Source organism: Paraburkholderia steynii (assembly GCF_900100565.1).
Taxonomy (GTDB): Bacteria; Pseudomonadota; Gammaproteobacteria; order Burkholderiales; family Burkholderiaceae; genus Paraburkholderia; species Paraburkholderia terrae.
In genome coordinates this window covers 152,262-171,306 of sequence record NZ_FNDI01000016.1, presented here as the reverse complement: position 1 = coordinate 171,306, position 19,045 = coordinate 152,262, and the positions used below count along the sequence as shown (strand labels likewise).

General features: G+C 63.2%; 16 protein-coding genes. 11 read left to right on the top strand and 5 right to left on the bottom strand.

Going from position 1 to position 19,045, the window contains the following annotated elements:
- Positions 1-6: 6 nt before the first annotated feature.
- From BLT65_RS26980 to BLT65_RS26970, 3 genes are read left to right on the top strand one after another with little or no spacing between them, the layout of a single operon-like run.
- A complete protein-coding gene (locus BLT65_RS26980) occupies positions 7-1,248 on the top strand; it encodes an MFS transporter (RefSeq protein WP_091783091.1) in 1,242 nt (413 codons plus the stop codon).
- Positions 1,241-2,905 (top strand): thiamine pyrophosphate-binding protein, encoded by a 1,665-nt coding sequence (locus BLT65_RS26975; RefSeq protein WP_091783088.1) that lies wholly within the window; start codon positions 1,241-1,243, stop codon positions 2,903-2,905. The genes BLT65_RS26980 and BLT65_RS26975 overlap by 8 nt, the downstream gene beginning before the upstream one ends.
- A gap of 8 nt (positions 2,906-2,913) precedes the next feature.
- Complete coding sequence (locus tag BLT65_RS26970; RefSeq protein ID WP_091783085.1) at positions 2,914-4,503, top strand: aldehyde dehydrogenase (NADP(+)); 1,590 nt, start codon at positions 2,914-2,916, stop codon at positions 4,501-4,503.
- Positions 4,504-4,589: 86 nt separating this feature from the next.
- On the opposite strand, the gene BLT65_RS26965 is transcribed toward BLT65_RS26970, so the two are convergent.
- From BLT65_RS26965 to phnA, 3 genes are all read right to left on the bottom strand, one after another.
- Positions 4,590-5,531: a LysR family transcriptional regulator gene (locus tag BLT65_RS26965; protein ID WP_091783082.1), complete on the bottom strand. Its 942-nt coding sequence runs from the start codon at positions 5,529-5,531 to the stop codon at positions 4,590-4,592.
- A 327-nt stretch (positions 5,532-5,858) separates the two neighbouring features.
- On the bottom strand, positions 5,859-7,316 hold the full coding sequence (gene phnY / locus BLT65_RS26960) for a phosphonoacetaldehyde dehydrogenase (protein ID WP_091783079.1): 1,458 nt from the start codon (positions 7,314-7,316) through the stop codon (positions 5,859-5,861).
- Positions 7,317-7,329: 13 nt separating this feature from the next.
- Positions 7,330-8,565 carry a phosphonoacetate hydrolase gene (gene phnA, locus BLT65_RS26955; protein WP_091783076.1) on the bottom strand — a complete coding sequence of 412 codons (1,236 nt, stop codon included), beginning with the start codon at positions 8,563-8,565 and terminating at the stop codon, positions 7,330-7,332.
- A 278-nt stretch (positions 8,566-8,843) separates the two neighbouring features.
- Between phnA and BLT65_RS26950 the strand changes: the two genes are divergently transcribed.
- The 5 genes from BLT65_RS26950 to BLT65_RS26930 all read left to right on the top strand — a co-directional run bounded on the left by BLT65_RS26950 (position 8,844) and on the right by BLT65_RS26930 (position 15,417).
- Positions 8,844-9,836: a putative 2-aminoethylphosphonate ABC transporter substrate-binding protein gene (locus tag BLT65_RS26950; protein ID WP_425273156.1), complete on the top strand. Its 993-nt coding sequence runs from the start codon at positions 8,844-8,846 to the stop codon at positions 9,834-9,836.
- Between the two features lie 115 nt (positions 9,837-9,951).
- Positions 9,952-11,043, top strand: a complete 1,092-nt coding sequence (locus BLT65_RS26945) for a putative 2-aminoethylphosphonate ABC transporter ATP-binding protein (RefSeq protein ID WP_091783072.1) — start codon at positions 9,952-9,954, stop codon at positions 11,041-11,043.
- Positions 11,040-12,767 carry a putative 2-aminoethylphosphonate ABC transporter permease subunit gene (locus BLT65_RS26940; RefSeq protein WP_091783070.1) on the top strand — a complete coding sequence of 576 codons (1,728 nt, stop codon included), beginning with the start codon at positions 11,040-11,042 and terminating at the stop codon, positions 12,765-12,767. Before BLT65_RS26945 ends, BLT65_RS26940 begins: the two co-directional genes overlap by 4 nt.
- A gap of 34 nt (positions 12,768-12,801) precedes the next feature.
- Positions 12,802-13,932 carry a 2-aminoethylphosphonate--pyruvate transaminase gene (locus tag BLT65_RS26935; protein ID WP_091783205.1) on the top strand — a complete coding sequence of 377 codons (1,131 nt, stop codon included), beginning with the start codon at positions 12,802-12,804 and terminating at the stop codon, positions 13,930-13,932.
- 96 nt (positions 13,933-14,028) lie between these two features.
- Positions 14,029-15,417: an FAD-dependent oxidoreductase gene (locus BLT65_RS26930; RefSeq protein ID WP_091783067.1), complete on the top strand. Its 1,389-nt coding sequence runs from the start codon at positions 14,029-14,031 to the stop codon at positions 15,415-15,417.
- A gap of 12 nt (positions 15,418-15,429) precedes the next feature.
- On the opposite strand, the gene BLT65_RS26925 is transcribed toward BLT65_RS26930, so the two are convergent.
- Positions 15,430-16,158, bottom strand: coding sequence for a phosphonate utilization associated transcriptional regulator (locus BLT65_RS26925; RefSeq protein ID WP_042309504.1), 729 nt, complete (start codon positions 16,156-16,158; stop codon positions 15,430-15,432).
- Positions 16,159-16,328: 170 nt separating this feature from the next.
- Here BLT65_RS26925 and BLT65_RS26920 point away from each other — a divergent pair, with 170 nt between their 5' ends.
- Entirely contained in the window at positions 16,329-16,481 is a 153-nt protein-coding gene (locus tag BLT65_RS26920; RefSeq protein ID WP_244186629.1) for a hypothetical protein, read from the top strand.
- A gap of 89 nt (positions 16,482-16,570) precedes the next feature.
- Positions 16,571-17,491 (top strand): PTS sugar transporter subunit IIA, encoded by a 921-nt coding sequence (locus tag BLT65_RS26915; RefSeq protein WP_091783064.1) that lies wholly within the window; start codon positions 16,571-16,573, stop codon positions 17,489-17,491.
- A gap of 110 nt (positions 17,492-17,601) precedes the next feature.
- Here BLT65_RS26915 and BLT65_RS26910 read toward each other — a convergent pair whose 3' ends face one another.
- Positions 17,602-17,877 (bottom strand): hypothetical protein, encoded by a 276-nt coding sequence (locus BLT65_RS26910; protein WP_042309585.1) that lies wholly within the window; start codon positions 17,875-17,877, stop codon positions 17,602-17,604.
- A gap of 770 nt (positions 17,878-18,647) precedes the next feature.
- On the opposite strand from BLT65_RS26910, the gene BLT65_RS26900 reads away from it, so the two are divergent.
- On the top strand, positions 18,648-18,998 hold the full coding sequence (locus BLT65_RS26900; RefSeq protein ID WP_244186627.1) for a hypothetical protein: 351 nt from the start codon (positions 18,648-18,650) through the stop codon (positions 18,996-18,998).
- Positions 18,999-19,045 lie beyond the last annotated feature (47 nt).

Genomic DNA, 19,045 nt, shown 5'->3' with positions numbered 1-19,045 from the left:
AACCGCATGCAACCGTGGTACAGCACCATGGCGCCAGCCCAGCGCCGCACCTTCTGGGCGTGTTTTCTCGGCTGGGTTCTCGATGCAATGGACGTGCAGTTCTTCGCGTTCGTGATCCCCACGTTGTTGACGGCCTGGGGCATGACGAAGGCGCAGGCGGGCGTGATCGGCACCTCGGCGCTGGTGTCCTCGGCGATCGGCGGCGTGATTGCGGGCGTGCTGGCCGACCGGATCGGTCGCGTCGCCGTGCTCAAGCTGGCCATCCTGTGGTTCTCCCTCTTCACGGGTCTGTCGGCATTCACCAACAGCTTTCACGAACTGCTGATCACACGCAGCCTGCAAGGGCTTGGCTTCGGCGGTGAATGGGCGGCGGGCGCGATTCTCATCGGCGAAGTGGTCGACAAGCGCATTCGCGGACGCGCGGTGGGCACGGTGCAAAGCGGCTGGCCCGTGGGCTATGCGCTTGCCGCGCTCGCGTACTGGAGCCTGTTCGGTCTGCTGCCCGAACATATGGCGTGGCGCGTGCTGTTCCTGATCGGTCTGCTGCCGGGTCTGCTGGTGTTGTGGATGCGTCGTAACATCGATGAATCAGAAGCCTTCCAGGCTGCCGCGACCTTCCGCAAGAACAGCAATTCGTTCGGCACTTTCGCGCGCATCTTCGCGCCGAACGTGCTGTCGCGCACGCTGCTCGCTTCGCTGATGGCGGCGGGCGCGCTCGGCGGCAACTACACGATCCTCACGTGGCTCGTCACGTATCTTCGCGAGACGCAAAGCCTGACGGTCAATCTCACGACGCTCTATCTCGGCGTCAACATCTTCGGTTCGTTCTGCGGCTACATCGGCATGGCCTATCTGAGCGACGCGATCGGACGACGCTGGACCTTCGCGCTGTCCGCACTCGGCGCGGCGCTCACGGTGCTGGCCTACACGCGGCTGCAACTGCCCATGACGACGCTGCTGATCCTCGGCTTTCCGCTTGGTCTGTTCCAGTCGGGCATCGTCTCGGGCATGGGCGCCTGTTTCACCGAACTCTTCCCCGCGGAGATTCGCGCGTCGGCGGGCGGGTTCTCGTACAACTTCGGGCGCGGCATCGGATCGCTCGTCCCGGCAGCCGTCGGCATCACGAGCGCTTCGTTGGGGCTCGCCAAGTCGATCGGCGTGTGGGCTGCCCTGTCGTACGTGCTCGTTCTGATCGTCGCCGTGTTTCTTCCGGAAACCCGCAATATGGAGCTTGAATCTCATGTCTGACCACGGACAGCCGCGCAACGGCGGCCGCATTCTCGTCGACGCGCTCGCCAGCAATGGCGTCGATACCGTCTACTGCGTACCGGGCGAAAGCTATCTCGCCGTCCTCGATGCGCTGCACGACGCGCACGGCATTCGCACCATCACGACGCGTCACGAAGGCGCGGCGTCCAACATGGCCGACGCGTACGGCAAGCTGACGGGCCGCCCCGGCATCTGCTTCGTAACGCGCGGGCCGGGCGCCACGCATGCCGCCAACGGCGTTCACACCGCCAGCGAGGACTCGACGCCGATGATTCTGTTCATCGGCCAGGTCGAACAGAGTTTCATTGGGCGCGGCGCGTTTCAGGAGGTCGATTACCGCCAGATGTTCGGCGGCATCGCGAAGTGGGTGACGGAGATCGACAGCATCGAGCGCATTCCCGAGATCATGGCGAAGGCGTTCAGCATTGCGATGTCGGGCCGTCCTGGCCCCGTGGTGATAGCGCTGCCCGAGGACGTGCTGTTCGGCTCGGCAACCGTCGCTGATGCGCCTGCGGCGCGTGTCGTTCAGGCCGCACCTTCCGTCGCTGCGCTCGGCGAATTGCGCGCGCTGCTGGAACGCGCGTCGCGTCCGCTCGTGATCGTCGGCGGCACGGGCTGGGATGCCGAAGCGACGGCCGCCTTCAGGCGCTTCGTCGTTGCGAACCATCTGCCCGTCGCTGCATCGTTTCGCCGCCAGGATCTGTTCGACAACCGCGATCCGCATTACGTCGGCCAGTTGGGACTGGGTGTCTCTCCGAAGCTCGCGGAACGCGCGCGCGCTGCGGATCTGCTGATCGTCGTCGGCTCGCGGCTCGCAGAGACGACCTCGTCGGGCTACACGGTGTTCGAAAGCCCGACGCCGAAGCAGACGATGATTCACGTGCATCCCGATCCGCAGGAGCTTGGCCGCGTCTATCAGGCGCGTCTGCCCATCAACGCTGGTCTGCGCGAGTTCGCGCTGGCCCTCGACGGCATCGCGCCGGTCGCCTCGCAAGCCCGGCAGCAGTGGACGACGGACGCGCGCGCCGACTACGTCGCCCATTCGACGCCGCCCGCGCCATCGGCGGAAATCGCGGGCGTGGATCTCGCGCAGGTCGTCGGCCACCTGAGCGAAGTGTTGCCCGACGATGCCGTCATCGCGAACGGCGCGGGCAACTACACGGTCTGGGTGCATCGCTACTATCGCTATCGTCAGCCCGCTACGGAACTGGCGCCGACCAACGGCGCGATGGGTTATGGCTTCCCTGCTGCGATCGCCGCATCGCTGCGCGATCCGAAGCGTAGCGTCGTCTGCTTCGCGGGCGATGGCTGTTTCATGATGTATCCGCAGGAACTGGCGACGGCAGTGCAGTTCGGTGCGCCGCTCATTGTCATCGTCGTGAACAATGGGATGCTCGGCACGATCCGCATGCATCAGGAGCGCGAATATCCGGGCCGGGTTTCGGCAACACGGCTCGAGAATCCCGATTTCATCGCGTTCGCGAAGTCGTTCGGCGCTCACGCGGAACGCGTCGAGCGCACGGAAGACTTCGCTGCCGCGTTCGAGCGCGCGCAGAAGGCAGGCGTCGCGGCGCTGATCGAACTCGTCACCGATCCCCGGCAGATCACGCCGACCAACCGCCTGAGCGCAGCATGAGGCCGACGATGGATATCCGTGGCGAATTGATCATCGGTCAGCAGGCGTTCAAGGCGCGCGGCGGCGACGTGTATGCGATTGCGGCGGCCTCGGGCGAACGCCTCGAACCCGCGTTCGGCGCGGCGACCAGCGACGACGTTGAACGCGCCTGTACGCTGGCCGAAGAGGCTTTCGATGCGTATCGGCAATTGCCCGACGAACAGCGCGCGCAGTTCCTCGATGCCATCGCGCAAGCGATCGTCGATCTCGGCGCGGTGCTGACGGAGCGCGCCCATCTGGAAACGGGCTTGCCGCTGCCGCGTCTAGAAGGCGAGCGCATGCGGACCGTCGGTCAGCTGAAGCTGTTCGCGAGCCTCGTGCGCGATGGCCGCTGGCACGGCGCTGTGATCGATGCGGCGCAACCGCAGCGCGCGCCGCTGCCACGGCCCGATCTGCGTTTGCGGCGCATCGGGCTTGGCCCGGTGGCCGTATTCGGCGCGAGCAACTTTCCGCTGGCGTTCTCGGTTGCGGGCGGCGATACGGCTTCGGCTCTGGCTGCCGGTTGTCCTGTCGTCGTGAAGGCGCATCCGTCGCATCTGGGCACGTCGGAACTGGTCGCGCGCGCGATTGCAAAGGCCGCTCGCGAGACGGGCATGCCAGAAGGCGTGTTCTCGATGGTACACGGCGACGGCATCGCGATCGGCGAAGCGCTGGTGCGTCATCCCGCGATCCAGGCCGTTGGCTTCACGGGTTCGCGGCAGGGCGGCCTCGCATTGCAACGGATCGCGCAGAGCCGCCGCGAGCCGATTCCCGTCTACGCGGAAATGAGCAGCATCAATCCGGTCGTGCTTCTGCCTGCGGCGCTCGGTGCGCGCGGCGCGGCCATCGCACGCGATTTCGTCGACTCGCTCACGCTCGGCGCGGGACAGTTCTGCACGAACCCTGGTCTCGTTGTCGCGATCGAAGGCCCCGCGCTCGATGCGTTTTGCGCAGCGGCTGTCGAAGCGCTCATCGCGAAGCCGGCCACGACGATGCTGTCGCCGGGCATTCATGGTGCGTACTGTCGTGGCGTCGAGCGTCTGGCGACGCGCAACGGCGTTGCAAAACTCGCGGCGGGCAAGCCAGCGAGCGGCGCCTACGAGGCCGTCGCTGCGTTGCTGCGCACGGACGCAGAAAGCTTCCTCGCCGATGAATCGCTCGAAGACGAAGTATTCGGTCCGAGTTCGCTCGTGATTGCGTGCCGCGACTTCGACGAATTGCATCGCGTGCTGCGGCGTTTGTCGGGGCAGTTGACGGCAACGGTTCAGCTCGACGACGACGACCACGCACTCGCGCGAAAGCTGCTGCCCACACTCGAACGCAAGGCCGGGCGCGTGCTGTTCAACGGCTTCCCGACAGGCGTCGAGGTCAGTTATGCGATGGTGCATGGCGGGCCATTCCCGTCGACGTCGGACAGCCGTACGACATCGGTTGGCGCATCGGCAATCGACCGCTTCCTGCGGCCCGTGTGCTATCAGGCCGTGCCGGATACGCTGTTGCCCGAAGCGCTGCAGGCGGACAACCCGCGCGGGATCTGGAGGCTGGTGGACGGTCAACTGGCGCGCGATCAGGCGCAGTGACGACGGGCAGGGCGCCGGCACGCGTTGTCGGCGCAACGATGCACGAAGGTCACGCTCGCCGGGCGGGCCAACACCGTGCAGCCGTTTTACGCTTTGCTGGCCGGATGCAACGTCGTGTTCGGCCAGCTGCCGTCGCCGGAAAGATCGGCGGCGAGATCGCGGATCATCTGCGCGACATGCCAGACGCCCTCCGGCATCACGCGGTTCTGCGGCCACGCAAGCGCGACTTCGCGCTGGACCTCAGGGTCCGTTAGCGGGAAGCACCGCACGCGCCCGGATGCCACCTCCTCGACCACGGCAGCCGCTGGCAACACAGTCGAACCGCACTGCTCGATGACGAGACGCTTCGTGATCGAAATGGAGCCGTCGCATTCGAGCGCGATGTTGGGCGTGAACCCGTGTCGCGCCGCCAGCGATTCCACCAGTACGCGCAAGCCGTGATGCGTGCTCGGCAAGATCAGCGGCACGCCAGCGAGCCCGCTGACGGCAAAAGGTCCGTCCGGCAGCGGCGATGCGGCGGGCGTCACGAGGCACACCTGTTCCGATAGCAGCGTGTCGAACTGGCTCGCGCCCGGATGCTCGGGAACGTACATGACGGCGAGATCGACATCGCCGTCGTTGAGCCAACCGAGGATATGCGTCGCCAGTCCTTCGACGAAGCGAATCCGCGTGCCTGGATAGCGCGCTTTCAGCCGATGCCCGAGCCTGCCGAACATGATTCGCGCGATAGTAGGCTGTGCGGCGATGGAGAGTGTCGCGGGCCCGCGCTTGCCGCTGTCCTGCATCGCGATGCGCGCTTCGTCGAGTGTCTTCTCCATGGCAAGCGCATAGCCGAGCAACTGTTCGCCGTGCTCAGTCAGCCCCACGCCGCGTCCGCTGCGACGAAACAGGCGCACGCCAAGTTCGGCTTCGAGTATGCCGATGCGCCGGCTGATGGTGGACTGGTTGGCGCCGAGATCCATCGCGGTGCGCGAGATGCTGCCCGTTTTTGCGACGCGCGCGAACAGCTCGAGATCGTCTGAGTTCATGGCTTCGTGTGATGAGGGGCGACGGCAAACCGTTCGGCAGTGAACGGTTGCAAGGTGCGGCGCGCTTGATTGTAATCAGTCGCGGCGGCGCGCGGCCGTTAACCATCACATCCACTCTCGAAAGCGAACGAATCCAGGCGGTGCGGAGGCGCGGCCGGATCAACCGGCCGCGCTCCCTCTCTGCTCCATGCCTACCCAGCGACGATCACGCCTGCATCTTCGCAGACGTAGCCCAGTGCTTCAGCGACCTTCGGAACGCCTATGTGGATACTTGCCTCCTGTATGGAACTGCGTGCCAGCCATGCAGACGCGTCTATCCTCAGATGTTCACCACGGCAGCGAATAGGTTTTGGTATTGGTGAAGCTCTTCATCGCCTCCTGCACGCCTTCCTTATAGCCCAGGCCGGAATCCTTTACGCCGCCGAAGGGTGTGAGTTCGAGGCGGTAGCCGGGCACCTCGCGCACGTTGACGCTGCCCACCTCCAGTTCCGAAATGAAACGTGTGATGTAGTCGAAGCGATTCGTGCAGATCGACGAGGACAGTGCATAGTCCGTGCTATTCGACATGCGGATCGCTTCGTCGATGTTGCCAAAGCGCATGATCGGTGACACGGGTCCGAAGGTTTCGTGCTTGACGAGCGGCATATCAGGCGTCACGCGATCGACCACAGTGGGCGCATAGAGCGCGCCGTCGCGTCGGTTGCCCGCCAGCAGGCGCGCGCCGCGCGCGAGCGCATCGTTAACCTGGCGCTCGCAAAAGCGCGCGGCGGCTTCGTCGATGACGGTGCCCATGTCGACCGATGCATCGGCGGGATTGCCGTATTTCCATGCGCGCGTCTTGTCGACGACGAGATCGGTGAAGCGATCGGCAACGGCTTCATGGACCAGCATCCGCTTGATGGCGGTGCAGCGCTGCCCAGAGTTCTTGTACGAGCCCGAAACGGCGAGCGTGCTGGCTTCGTCCAGATCGGCATCCTCCATCACGATGATGGGATCGTTGCCGCCCAGTTCGAGCACCGCCCGCCGATAACCCATGCGCGACGCGATCGACTTGCCGATCGACACACCACCCGTGAAGGTGATCAGATCGATCGCGGGATTGGTGATCAGCTCATCCGCGATCACGGCCGGGTCGCCCGTCACCACCTGAAGCATCTGAGCGGGCAGGCCTGCTTCGTAAAGGATGTCGGCCAGCAGGTAGCACGACAGCGGCACTTTCTCCGACGGCTTCACGACGATACGATTGTTGGTCGCAATCGACGGCACGATCTTGTGCGCGACCTGGTTCATCGGATGATTGAACGGCGTGATGGCCGAGATCACGCCCAGCAGCGGATCGCGCTGCGTGTACACGCGCCGCTTCTTGCCGTGCGGCGTGAGATCGCACGAGAAGATCTGGCCGTCGTCCTTCATCACTTCGCCTGCGCCGAACACGAGCACATCGGCGACCCGTCCCGCTTCGTAGGTCGAATCCTTCATGCATAAACCGGCTTCCGCCGTGATGACGGCAGCAATCTCCTGCGTGCGCGCCCGTACCGCGTCCGCCGCGCGCCGCAGGATCGCGGCACGCTCGTAACGCGTGAGCGCGGGGCGATAGGCGCGCGCGACGGCGAATGCGCTGCGCACGTCTTCCAGCGTCGCCTTCGGCACCGTGCCGACCAGCGCGCCGTCATATGGGCTGCGCACTTCGATGACTTCATCGCGCCAGATCTTCTCGCCGTCGATACGCAACGCTTCGTGGCGAATCTGCGCGCTTGCTTTCGTCGTGTCTGCAATAGCGTTCATGAACGTGTCCTCGTCACTGGAGATGGTTGAGTGCGATATCGATGACGTCGAAGTTGCGCAGCCGCGCGCGTTGCGCGGCGGACTTCGCGACGGGCTGGCTGAAGATCAGCGGCACGCTTTGCTCGGCGAGGCCGCCGTGCGAGCGCAGCGGCGCGTCGAGCCCCGACAGGTCGTGCCGGATACGTTGCGTGCCGAGCACGACGTCGCGCCTGGAAATCACGATCAGGTCGCCCATCCGCGCGGGCGGCAGCTCGAACCGCGCGCAGCCTTCTTCGCTGGTCAGCACGAGTTCGATGCCGGGTTCGGCGGCGAGCTTGCTGCGCAATGCATCGATATCCGCCGATTCGGGCAGGTACACCGTCGCGAACGAACCGAGCGCGCCGTGATGCACGACGTAGGGATCGGTGATGGGCAGGATCACGCGCGCCTGGTCCTTGCCGAGCCATTCGTCAAAGCGCTCCTGCAGATAGATCACGTTCGGCTCGCCGTCTTCATTGTGTTTCGCGTTCATGCCGTGGTCGGCCGTGATCGCGACGATGGCGCCCAGTTCGTCGAGCCGTTGCAGATAGCCGTCCATCATCTGATAGAACGCGTTTGCGCCGGGCGTGCCGGGCGCGCATTTGTGCTGCACGTAGTCGGTGGTCGACAGGTACATCAGATCGATCTCGCGCGTTTCCAGCAGACGCACGCCCGCCGCGAACACGAACTCCGACAGCTCGGCGCTATAGACGCTCGGCACCGGCTTGCCGACGAGTTCGAGCACGTCGTCGATGCCGTTTTCTTCGAGCGAAGCCTCATCCGCTTTCTCCGATGAAAAGCAGATGCCCTTCAGGCCCTTGCCGAGCAGGCGGCGCAGCTTGTCCTTCGCGGTGACGACGGCAACCTTCGCGCCCGCCTCCGCGAAACGCGCGAGCACGGTTGGCGCGACGAGGTACTTCGGATCGTTCATCAGCACCTCGGTGCCGCTCTCGCGATCGAAAAAGTAATTGCCGCTGATGCCATGCACGGCGGGCGGCACGCCCGTCACGATCGACAGGTTGTTCGGGTTCGTGAAGCTCGGCACCACACAGTCGCCCTTGAGCGCGGTGCCCGGTTTCAACAGCTTGCCGATGAAGGGCGCGACGCCCGCCGCGGCGGCCATCTCCAGATATTCGTAGGCGCAGCCGTCCACACAGACCACGACGACGGGCCTGCGCATCCAGTTGTAGCGGCGGCCGTTCACTTCGACGGATGCAGGGGATGTGCTCATTCGCTTCTCCTTTGACCAGGGTAATCCGGGAATTGATGATGTGGCGTTGTGTGGCATTGTGCGGCAATACTTGACATTAAAATTGACACTTTGTAGATTGTCAACAACAGACAACAAGAAAGAAGTCTCCCCGGGGCCGCAGTAGTCGAAGCCGCATGTCGCAGTTCTGGCCGTTTCCGTCGCTGGCCGCGACGCCACTCATCAAGGGGTCTGAAATGAAGGAAGGAGCGGGATTCAACGGTTGCAAGGGATTTCTGAAGGTGGCGGCGCGCTGTGTGATGGCGGCGTCGGTGATGTTCGGCGCTGCACAGGCCGCACAGGCGAAGACGCAGTTGCTGGTCTACACCGCGCTCGAAGACGAGGCGATGAAGCCGTACAAGGACGCCTTCGAGAAGGCGAACCCCGACATCGAGATCCGCTGGGTGCGCGATTCCACGGGCGCGGTCACGGCCAAGCTGCTCGCCGAAAAGAGCAACCCGCGCGCCGACGTCGTGCTTGGACTTGCCGCGTCGAGCCTCACGCTGCTCGACCTGCAAGGCATGCTGATGCCCTATCAGCCGAAAGACTTCGACGCCCTGACGCGCAAGTACAGCGACAGCAACAATCCGCCGCATTGGGTCGGCATGGACGTGTGGGGCGCGACCATCTGCTACAACCGCGTCGAAGCGGAAAAGCGCCATCTGCCGAAGCCGACCTCGTGGGAAGACCTCGCCAAGCCTGTCTACAAAGGGATGATCGTGATGCCGAGCCCGGTGTCGTCGGGCACGGGCTATCTCGACGTGACGTCGTGGTTGCAAACCTTCGGCGACGAGAAAGGCTGGCAGTACATGGACGCGCTCGACAAGAACGTCGCGCAATACGTGCATTCCGGCTCGAAGCCTTGCACGCTGGCGGGCACGGGCGAATTTCCGATCGGCATCTCATTCGAATTCCGTGGCCATGAATTGCAGGCGCAAGGCGCGCCCATCGACCTGATCTTTCCGAAAGAGGGGCTTGGCTGGGACATGGAAGCGACGGGCGTCATGAAGACGACGAAGCATCCCGAAGAAGCGAAGAAGCTCGCCGACTTCATGGCTAGCCGGCAGGCGAACGAAATCACCGCGCAATGGTGGGCGATCGTCGCCTATCCGGGTGTCGCAAAGAAACTGTCGGGCATTCCTGACAACTATCCGCAACTGCTCGTGAAGAACGACTTCGTCTGGTCCGCGAAGAACCGCCAGTCGATTCTCGAAGACTGGCAGAAGCGCTACGGCAGCAAGGAGCAGAAGTAGCGACGGGTCTCGCGTGAAGCGCGCGCGATGCGCGCGCTTCGATCGGGGCGGGTAGCGTGCCGCATGTCGAGCGCGCTGCCGCGATGCGGAAAGAGTAGCGAAGTCGGAGGATCAGATGACAGCGTATTTGAGCGTGGAGCAGGTTTCCAAGCGGTTCAACGAGACGACCGTTCTGAACGATATCCATCTCGGCGTGAAGAAGGGCGAGATGCTGTGTTTCCTGGGGCCGTCGGGGTGCGGAAAGACGACCTTGCTGCGGATCATCGCCGGGCTCGAAACGCAGAGCGCGGGGCGCATCATGCAGGACGGCCGTGATATCTCGCGCTTGCCGCCGCAGTTGCGCGACTACGGCATCGTGTTCCAGTCGTATGCGCTGTTTCCGAATCTGACGATCTTCGACAACGTCGCGTATGGCCTCGTGAATCGCAAGATGAAGCGCGCGGCGATCGCGGAGCGCGTACACGAACTGCTTGCGCTGGTGGGCTTGCCGGATTCGCATCGCAAGCATCCGAACCAGTTGTCGGGCGGCCAGCAGCAGCGCATCGCGCTCGCACGGGCGCTGGCTACGTCGCCGGGCTTGTTGTTGCTCGACGAACCGCTATCGGCGCTCGATGCGCGCGTGCGCGTGCGCCTGCGCCAGGAGATCCGGCAGTTGCAGCAACGGCTCGGCGTCACGACGATCATGGTCACGCACGACCAGGAAGAAGCGCTGTCGATGGCTGATCGCATCGTCGTGATGAATCATGGCGTGATCGAGCAGATCGGCTCGCCGCACGAGATCTATCGCGAGCCCGCGTCGCCGTTCGTCGCGGATTTCATCGGCAAGGTCAACATGATTCCCGCCGAAGTGATGCGCGACGGCACGCTGAAAGCGGGCGAGATCGGGCTGCACTACGGCTGCGGAAGCGCGCAGCCCGCGCCGGGTTCGCAGGTCTCGGCCTTTGTGCGCCCGGAAGACATTCATATCAGCGTGCCCGGCAGCGCGCCGGACAACCTGCTTGCCGCGTGGGTGGAAAAGCTCGAGTTTCTCGGCGCGTTTTGCCGCGTCAGTTTCAAGGTTGAAGGACTTGCGGGGCAGGAGATCGTCGCCGACCTGTCGTTCCATGAGATGCACCGCACGGGCCTGCAAGCGGGCGCGCGCTTCGACCTTGCCATTCAACGCGAAAACGTCTGCGTGTTCACGGCCGCGAAGGAGCGTCTGCAATGAGCGCCGTTCTGATCGAACGCCGCAGCGGCGAGGAAGCACACGCCGAAGTGCGGCAAATCACGCATTGGCATGACAGGATCGCGCAGCTTGCGCTGTTGCTGATGTCCGCGATGCTCGCCATGTTTCTGCTGATGCCGCTCGCGCTCGTGATCGGCAAATGTTTCGTCGATGCGGATGGACGGTTTATTGGGCTGGCGAACTTCAGCGGCTATCTGGCCAACTCGGCCGTCTGGACGTCGGCGCTGCATTCGGTGGCCGTCGCGTGTACGGTGACGTCGATCGTCATTCCGATGGCGTTCACGTTCGCCTACGCACTCACGCGTTCGTGCATGCCGATGAAGAACGCAGTCCGCACGGTGGCCTTGCTGCCGCTGCTCGCGCCTACGCTGCTGTCGGCGGTGTCGTTCATCTACTGGTTCGGCAATTCGGGGCTTCTTAAACCGCTGTTGCACGGACATTCGATCTACGGTTTCTCCGGCATCGTGTGCAGTCTCGTCTACGCTGCGTTTCCTCATGTGCTGATGATTCTCGTCACGGCGTTGTCGCTCTCGGACGGACGCCTGTATGAAGCCGCCGATGCAATGGGCACGAGCCGTCTGCGCAAGTTCGTGACGATCACGCTGCCGGGCGCGAAGTACGGCCTCATCAGCGCGACGATGGTGTCGTTCACGATCTGCATCAACGATTTCGGGGTTCCTGTTGTGATCGGCGGGCCGTACACGGTGCTCTCCACGGATATCTACAAGCTCATCATCGGCTTGCAGGACTTCAATCGCAGCGCAGTGGTCAGCTTGCTGCTGCTGTGCCCCGCGCTGGTTGCATTCGCCGTCGACTACTTCATTCGCCGCAAGCAGCAGTCGCAACTCGGCGCGCGTTCGACGCCGTTCCAGCCGAAGCCGTCGCGCGGCTTCGACATGACAATGCTCGCTTACTGCGGGATCGTGTGTCTGTTGATGATCGCCGTGGTCGGCATTTCGGTGTTTGCATCGTTCGTGAAGTTCTGGCCGTATCAAATGAGCCTCGGCTTGCAGCACTACAAGATGGGCCTGATCGCCGCCGGCATTTTCGATGCGTACAAGAACAGCCTGCAGATGGCGGCATGCGTGGCGCTCGGCGGCACGGCGATCGTGTTCGGCGGCGCGTATCTCGTCGAGAAAACGCGCGGGCCGCGCTGGTTGCGCGGCTTCATCAACCTCTGCGCGATCCTGCCGATGGGCGTGCCGGGGCTCGTGCTCGGCATCAGCTACATCTTTCTGTTCAACGCGCCTGCCAATCCGCTCAACGGTCTGTACGGCACGCTCGCGTTGCTCGCCATAGTGACGGTGGTCCACTACTACTCGTCGAGTCACCTGACGGCAGTGACTGCGCTGCGGCAGATCGATAACGAGTTCGAGGCTGTGTCCGCTTCGCTGAAAGTGCCTTTCTACAAGACCTTCTGGCGCGTCACCGTGCCCGTATGTCTGCCGTCGATCCTGCAGATCGCACGCTATCTGTTCGTCAACGGCATGACGACGGTATCGGCTGTCGCGTTTCTCTATTCGCCCGACACGCAACCCGCATCGGTCGCGATCCTGAACCTCGACGACGCAGGTCAGATCGGACCGGCCGCAGCGATGGCGACGCTCGTCCTCGTTACCGCTGCATTTGCGTGCCTGCTGTTTGCCGCCGTTTCGCACGGCGTGTTGCGTCGAACCCAGGCATGGCGCACCACGCGCCGTGGCTGAAATGAACCTTCATCGTGTCCATCAAGGAGATGCCGTGAATCTGCCCCGTCAACCGATTTTGCTCACTCCCGGTCCGCTCACCACGTCTGACCGCACGCGCGACGCCATGCTGCGCGACTGGGGATCGTGGGATGGCGATTTCAACCAGATCACCGCGCGGATTCGCCGCGAGACGCTGCGCATCGTGCATGGCGAAGACACACACGAGTGCGTGCCCTTGCAGGGCAGCGGCACGTTCTCGGTCGAAGCGGCTATCGGCACGCTCGTTCCGCGCGACGGTCATGTGCTGGTGCCGAACAATGGCGCGTATTGCCAGCGCATCGTGAAGATCTGCCGCGCGCTCGGGCGGCGTCATCAGAGCATCGACTATCCGGAGGACAGGCAAGTCAAACCGGCCGATATCGACCGCGCGCTCGCGGCCGACCCGAGCATCACGCACGTCGCGCTGGTCCACTGCGAAACGGGCGCGGGCGTGCTCAATCCGCTGCACGAGATCGCGATGGTGGTGGCGAAGCACGGGCGCAGCCTGATCGTCGACGCGATGAGTTCGTTCGGCGCGATCGATATCGACGCACGCCAGACGCCGTTCGATGCCGTCGTCGCGGCTTCGGGCAAGTGCCTGGAAGGGGTTCCCGGCATGGGATTCGTGATCGCCCGGCGCAGCACGCTCGAACGCTGTGAAGGCAACAGCCATTCGCTCGCGATGGATCTCTACGATCAATGGGCCTACATGAACCGCACGACGCAATGGCGCTTCACGCCGCCGACGCATGTCGTCGCAGCGCTCGATCAGGCCATCGCTCAGTACGTCGAGGAGGGCGGTCTCGAAGCGCGCGGCGCACGGTATACGCGCAACTGCCGCGCGCTGATCGACGGGATGGCGGAACTGGGGTTCAGGCCGTTTCTCGACCCGTCGATTCAGGCGCCGATCATCGTGACGTTCCATGCACCCGACGATCCCGCCTACGACTTTAAAACCTTCTATCAGGAGGTGAAAAAGCGCGGCTACATCCTCTATCCTGGCAAGCTGACGCAGATCGAAACGTTCCGCGTCGGGTGCATCGGGCATTTCGGCGAGGCAGGTATTCCCGGCGCGGTTGCGGCAATCGCGGACACGCTGAATGCAATGGGAATCTCGCAAGTGTCGCCGAAAGCACTTGCATGACTTGACTGACCGTTTCGAAGACTTCGCGCGGTGTCATAGGCGCGAGGTCTTCGGAGCATCGGCGTGGCTTTCGGCAAACCTATTCTGCGAGCAAACATGCGACCCTTCTGGATCGAACAGGCGCTTTTCTCCGATGGCGAATTGTCACCTGCCTTGCAAGGCGCGACCACGGCTGACGTGTGCATTGTCGGTGGCGGCTATACGGGACTGTGGACAGCCATTCAGACAAAGCTGCTCAAGCCCGACATCGATATCGTGATCGTCGAAAGCGATCTTTGCGGCGCGGGCGCGAGCGGCCGCAACGGCGGCTGCATGCTGACGTGGTCCACGAAGTTCTTCACGTTGCGGCGCCTGTTCGGTGAAGCGGAAGCGCTACGGCTGGTCAAGGCATCGGAAGAAGCCGTTCACCGCATCCGCGATTTCTGCGCGGCGCATCGTATCGACGCCGAACTGCGCATGGACGGCACGCTCTATACGGCGACATCGCGCGCGCAGATGGGCGCGCTGGACCCCGTCATCGCCGCGCTGCGCGATCACGGCATCCATTCGTATCATGACGTTTCACCCGATGAGGTGGCGCGCCGTTCCGGCTCGGCGCGCAATCTGGGCGGCGTGTTTTCTCCTACGGCGGCGACGGTGCATCCGGGCAAACTCGTGCGCGGCTTGCGGCGGGTCGCGCTCGAGATGGGCATACGGATCTACGAACGCACGCCGATGCTCGACTTTTCAGGCGGTGAACGTGTGACGGTACGCACGCCGTCGGGAAGCGTAACGGCCGGCAAGCTCGTGCTCGCCATCAATGCGTGGATGGCGAGCCGCTTCAGGCAATTCGAACGTACGCTCGCAATCGTCTCCAGCGACATGATCGTCACGGAGAAGTGCCCCGAACTGCTGGCGCGCAGCGGTCTCACGAATGGCGTGTCGGTGCTCGACTCGCGCATCTTCGTCTACTACTACCGCAGCACGCCTGACGGGCGGTTGATGCTGGGCAAGGGCGGCAACACGTTCGCATGGCGCGGCCGGATCGCGCCCGTATTCGATCAGCGCTCGCCGTATGAAGCCGAGTTGACACGCGGTCTGCACGCGTTCTTTCCCGCGTTGCGTGAGGTGCCCGTGACTGCGAGCTGGAACGGCCCTTCGGATCGATCGGTGACGGGCTTTCCGTTCTTCGGCAGGCTCGACGACGCACCCAATGTGTTCTATGGATTCGGCTACTCAGGCAACGGCGTAGGGCCGACTTACATGGGCGGACAGATTCTGTCTTCGCTGGTGCTGGGACTCGACAACGCCTGGACACGCAGCCCGTTGACGCGTGGACCGCTGGGTCACTTTCCGCCGGAGCCGGTACGGTATGTTGGTTCGATCACCGTGCGCAACGCGATTCGCCGCAAGGAGCGCGCCGAGGACGAGGACAGGCAGCCGTGGCTGGTCGACCGGTGGCTGAGCCGGTTTGCGAGCGCAGCGGGTAAATCGGACAAGGCGTAGTCGGGTGTAGTTCTACGCCTCCGCGACGGATGCCCCATTAGAACTGGCGGCTTCGATCCAGCGCTCATGCGCGCGCCGCATCCTGGCGATACCGTGCGCGACATGCTCGCGCACAAGCGCGACCGCGCGCTCTTCATCGCCGCTTGCGAGCGCGTTGACGATCTTCTCGTGCTCGGCGACGGATTCGCTCAACGCGCTTTGATCCGTTTCGATCGCCGCCTGGCGCAACAAGCCGAGTTGCAGCACCAGTTGGCGGTACGTCGCAACGAGATGCTGATTGCCGACGCCTTCGACCATCGCACCGTGCAACTGGACATTCAGTTCCGTGTAGCGCGCGAGATCGCGGGTTTTCTTCGCCGTTTTCATCGCCGTGATGATGCCCTTCAACGTGGCGAGCGTGTCTGGCCGCATGTGATTCGCCAGCTTCCGTGCGACCGATTCGTCGAGCATCGCGCGTACTTCATAAATCTCTTCCGCTTCCCGCAGCGACACGACACGTACGATCACGCCGCGGTTCTTTTCCGTCTTCAGCAGGCCGGACGCCTCCAGCGCGCGAAACGCTTCGCGCACGGGGCCACGCGAGACACCCAGGCGCGTGGCGATTTCGACTTCATTGAGCTTTTCGCCGGGCGCGAACTCGCCCGACAGGATGCTGCGGTGAAGACTTTCCTGCACGAGCATCGCGAGGGATTGTCGACGCAGGAGTTCGAAGGCATCGGGCAGGTTGTTGTTGTCGGTCATGGAGATCGATCCCGGAGTGTCAGCGGTCACATATCATCTGCGCAAACATTGCGGTGAGTTTTGTTTATTGTCAACAGTAACCGTGGGAGAAGACCTTCAGGATAAACACGATCCACACCGGTGGGCCGTCCGGCTCGGGCCCGGACCCGCATATCACGCTGGCGAACGCGATGTATCAGCTCGATCACGTCGCGGCAGTGTGGGTGAAGGACACGAAACGCGACCCCGATGCCGTGCGCGCGGAAATCGGCGCATTATTGCGTGATAACGCGCACGCACCGTTCGGCTCGCCGGCGATCCGTTCGTCAATGTGCTCGAGGTGAACCTCGATTTGCGCCGCTGTTATGGACCGCCTGCATAACCGCTGCTGAAACCCGAAGCGAAAACGGGAACGCATGCATCAAGGGACAACATGAAACACGCCCTGCCAGACCTGAAAGCCCTCTTCGGCCGGAGGCACGCCGCACCGCATCGCGCTGCACCACCCGCCACGGGCCGCGACGTCATCATGCGCATCACACTCGATGCGCAGCATGCGACGCCGTTGCGCCAGGCGTTGATCCGCGATTGCGCCGGGCAGTCGTGGACGATTCGCATGACGCCGCTGCACGGAACGGATCGCGTTCGGCTGATACTCTACTTGCCGAGATCGGCGCTGAAGGACGCGATGCAGCGCGTGACGCGTTTCGCGCCGACTGCCGAAATTGGGCAGTTGCTGGAGGTGCCGGACGCGCCCACCGACGCGTGGAGCAAGCTCATGCATGATGCCGAGCCGCCGCTTGCCGATGCGTATGGGCGGCACAAGGACCTGGCCACGGGCGAAGACACGATCGCTCATCTGCTCACCGAGGACCACGTTCTGCTCGATCTGGCGGTTGCCGATCGCGAAGCGCTTTTCGCACACCTTGCGCAATTCATCGAACAACACTACGGGTTGGAGGCAGCCTCCGTCACGGCCGGGCTGGCTGCGCGCGAAGCATTGGGTTCGACGGCGCTTGGCCAGGGGGTTGCCGTGCCTCATGGCCATATCAAGGGGCTGCAGCAGGCGCTGGCGCTATACGTGCGGCCGCGCACGCCGATCCCATTCGATGCGCCGGACGGCAGGCCCGTGACCGACCTGGTCGTGCTGTTCGTGCCGGAATGGGCGAACATGACGCACCTTCACCTGCTTGCCGAGGTCGCGGAGCGCTTTTGCGATCAACGGTTTCGCGAGCGGCTTCACGCCTGCGCAGACCCTCACGCCGTATGCGGGCTTTTTGCCGATTTCGAGGTGCAAGATGCTGCGGAGCGTGGCGTAACGGGTGCAGCGCGGGCGACAGATCATCGACTGTAGTGAAACCGTTTCGGCCGTGCATGATTGCAAATGGTCTCGAGGAAGTCACGCAAGCGACCGTTTTCAGGCCACGCACCCGTGAATTGTTGATGCTTCGCCGAAGCGTGGCGTTAGAGGTCGGCGGCGCAGAGCGTAATCCGCTCGCCTGTACGTGGCAATTGCTTCTCGGCGATCGCTTTCCGAAGATGGTGTTTACCGAGCTCGAATGCGAGCACCAACTGTCTTGGCGTCTGGTCCGCCGCACCCAGTCCCTCGCACATCACTTCGGCAGGCAGCGCGAAGGCGCAGTATCCCCATCCGAAACCGTACGCGGAAAACCACACCGACGAGTCGGTAGTGAGGGTGGGTGCGGTGAAATGGGTCTTGGTTCGATCTTTGTCCAACACGATTCTGTCCGATAGCAAGGGATACGGAAGATCCGGCACGATCCAGACGCGCTCGTCGCAAGTAGCGCAACGCTGTCGCAAGCGCTCGCAGAAACACGTCCGGTGTATGCACGATTCATGCACTTCGTGCCGTTGCCGCCCCCGACCACCTGGCGTATTCCTGCAAGCGCTTGCGTCAACCGTCTACGAAAAGAACGCGAACGGCAAAATCGCTGCGATATAGACCGAGATTCCGAACGTAGCAAAGCCCAGGCTGATCGCCAGGAGTCCGAGAACGCCAGCGGCGATTGCCAGTCTGACGCACCAGCGGTGCTGGATTTGACGGCCTGCGATGACGCTTCTATCCACGGTCGCTTCCGCGACGGTTTCTGCTGTACTTGTGTATTGACGAAATCTCAACCGAAGCATGTACAACCTCGCTTTCTTTAACGTTGAGATTCTGTTACTTGCCGTGTAACGAATTTATAAAACCATGGGTGCGCGGCGTTAATTCAGCGTATGCGAGCACGCGTTCAACATACGATTTTTATAAGCCGCGTCAGGTGTCTTTACGCGGATTTTAGAAGCGGCTCGTTACGATTTCGCCGATTGGCTTTGCAGCCCGCTGAGAGTGACCCGAACCGGCACGGCACGATGCCTTCGTCCGGAAGGATCGACTGCGTCGAACAGCGGCACAAGACCGCGTGATGGCTTTGACACAAGAGGAACATCCCATGCGAATCCAGCCCACGAGAAGTCGACATCGACGGGCACCGCGTACAAGAGCACTGGTGAAGATCATTGTCCTTGTCGTGCTGGTCAACCAGATTCTGACGGCCAGCTTCGCGTTTCTCGCGCACGAGAATCATCCCGACATTGCGTTCGGCCTGACGACGCTTTTCAGTTTTCTGCTGTGCGCGATTCTCAGTACCTGGATCCGCTCGGATGCGAAGCACGCATGGCTTCACGCACGCGACGCAGGTTTTTTGAGTTCCGCGTTGATACGTGGCGGCCGCACGGTGTGGATCCGGCCGGACTGTCCCAGACGCTGGCTGGTCGTACTTCATATCGAGCTCGAAGGCGGGCTTGCGGCGTCGGAGACCGATCCGGCGCGAGCCGCGCAGACTGGTCGCGAGACCTGACATACGCACTCGCGTGTGCGACGGATCTCCGATGTTTCCTCAGGTGC

Bases quoted from the DNA above. Each gene is read 5' to 3' on its own strand.
- BLT65_RS26980 (WP_091783091.1), top strand. From the start codon at position 7: ATGCAACCGTGGTACAGCACCATGGCGCCAGCCCAGCGCCGCACCTTC.
- BLT65_RS26975 (WP_091783088.1), top strand. From the start codon at position 1,241: ATGTCTGACCACGGACAGCCGCGCAACGGCGGCCGCATTCTCGTCGAC.
- BLT65_RS26970 (WP_091783085.1), top strand. From the start codon at position 2,914: ATGGATATCCGTGGCGAATTGATCATCGGTCAGCAGGCGTTCAAGGCG.
- BLT65_RS26965 (WP_091783082.1), bottom strand. From the start codon at position 5,531: ATGAACTCAGACGATCTCGAGCTGTTCGCGCGCGTCGCAAAAACGGGC.
- phnY (WP_091783079.1), bottom strand. From the start codon at position 7,316: ATGAACGCTATTGCAGACACGACGAAAGCAAGCGCGCAGATTCGCCAC.
- phnA (WP_091783076.1), bottom strand. From the start codon at position 8,565: ATGAGCACATCCCCTGCATCCGTCGAAGTGAACGGCCGCCGCTACAAC.
- BLT65_RS26950 (WP_425273156.1), top strand. From the start codon at position 8,844: ATGGCGGCGTCGGTGATGTTCGGCGCTGCACAGGCCGCACAGGCGAAG.
- BLT65_RS26945 (WP_091783072.1), top strand. From the start codon at position 9,952: ATGACAGCGTATTTGAGCGTGGAGCAGGTTTCCAAGCGGTTCAACGAG.
- BLT65_RS26940 (WP_091783070.1), top strand. From the start codon at position 11,040: ATGAGCGCCGTTCTGATCGAACGCCGCAGCGGCGAGGAAGCACACGCC.
- BLT65_RS26930 (WP_091783067.1), top strand. From the start codon at position 14,029: ATGCGACCCTTCTGGATCGAACAGGCGCTTTTCTCCGATGGCGAATTG.
- BLT65_RS26925 (WP_042309504.1), bottom strand. From the start codon at position 16,158: ATGACCGACAACAACAACCTGCCCGATGCCTTCGAACTCCTGCGTCGA.
- BLT65_RS26920 (WP_244186629.1), top strand. From the start codon at position 16,329: ATGTATCAGCTCGATCACGTCGCGGCAGTGTGGGTGAAGGACACGAAA.
- BLT65_RS26915 (WP_091783064.1), top strand. From the start codon at position 16,571: ATGAAACACGCCCTGCCAGACCTGAAAGCCCTCTTCGGCCGGAGGCAC.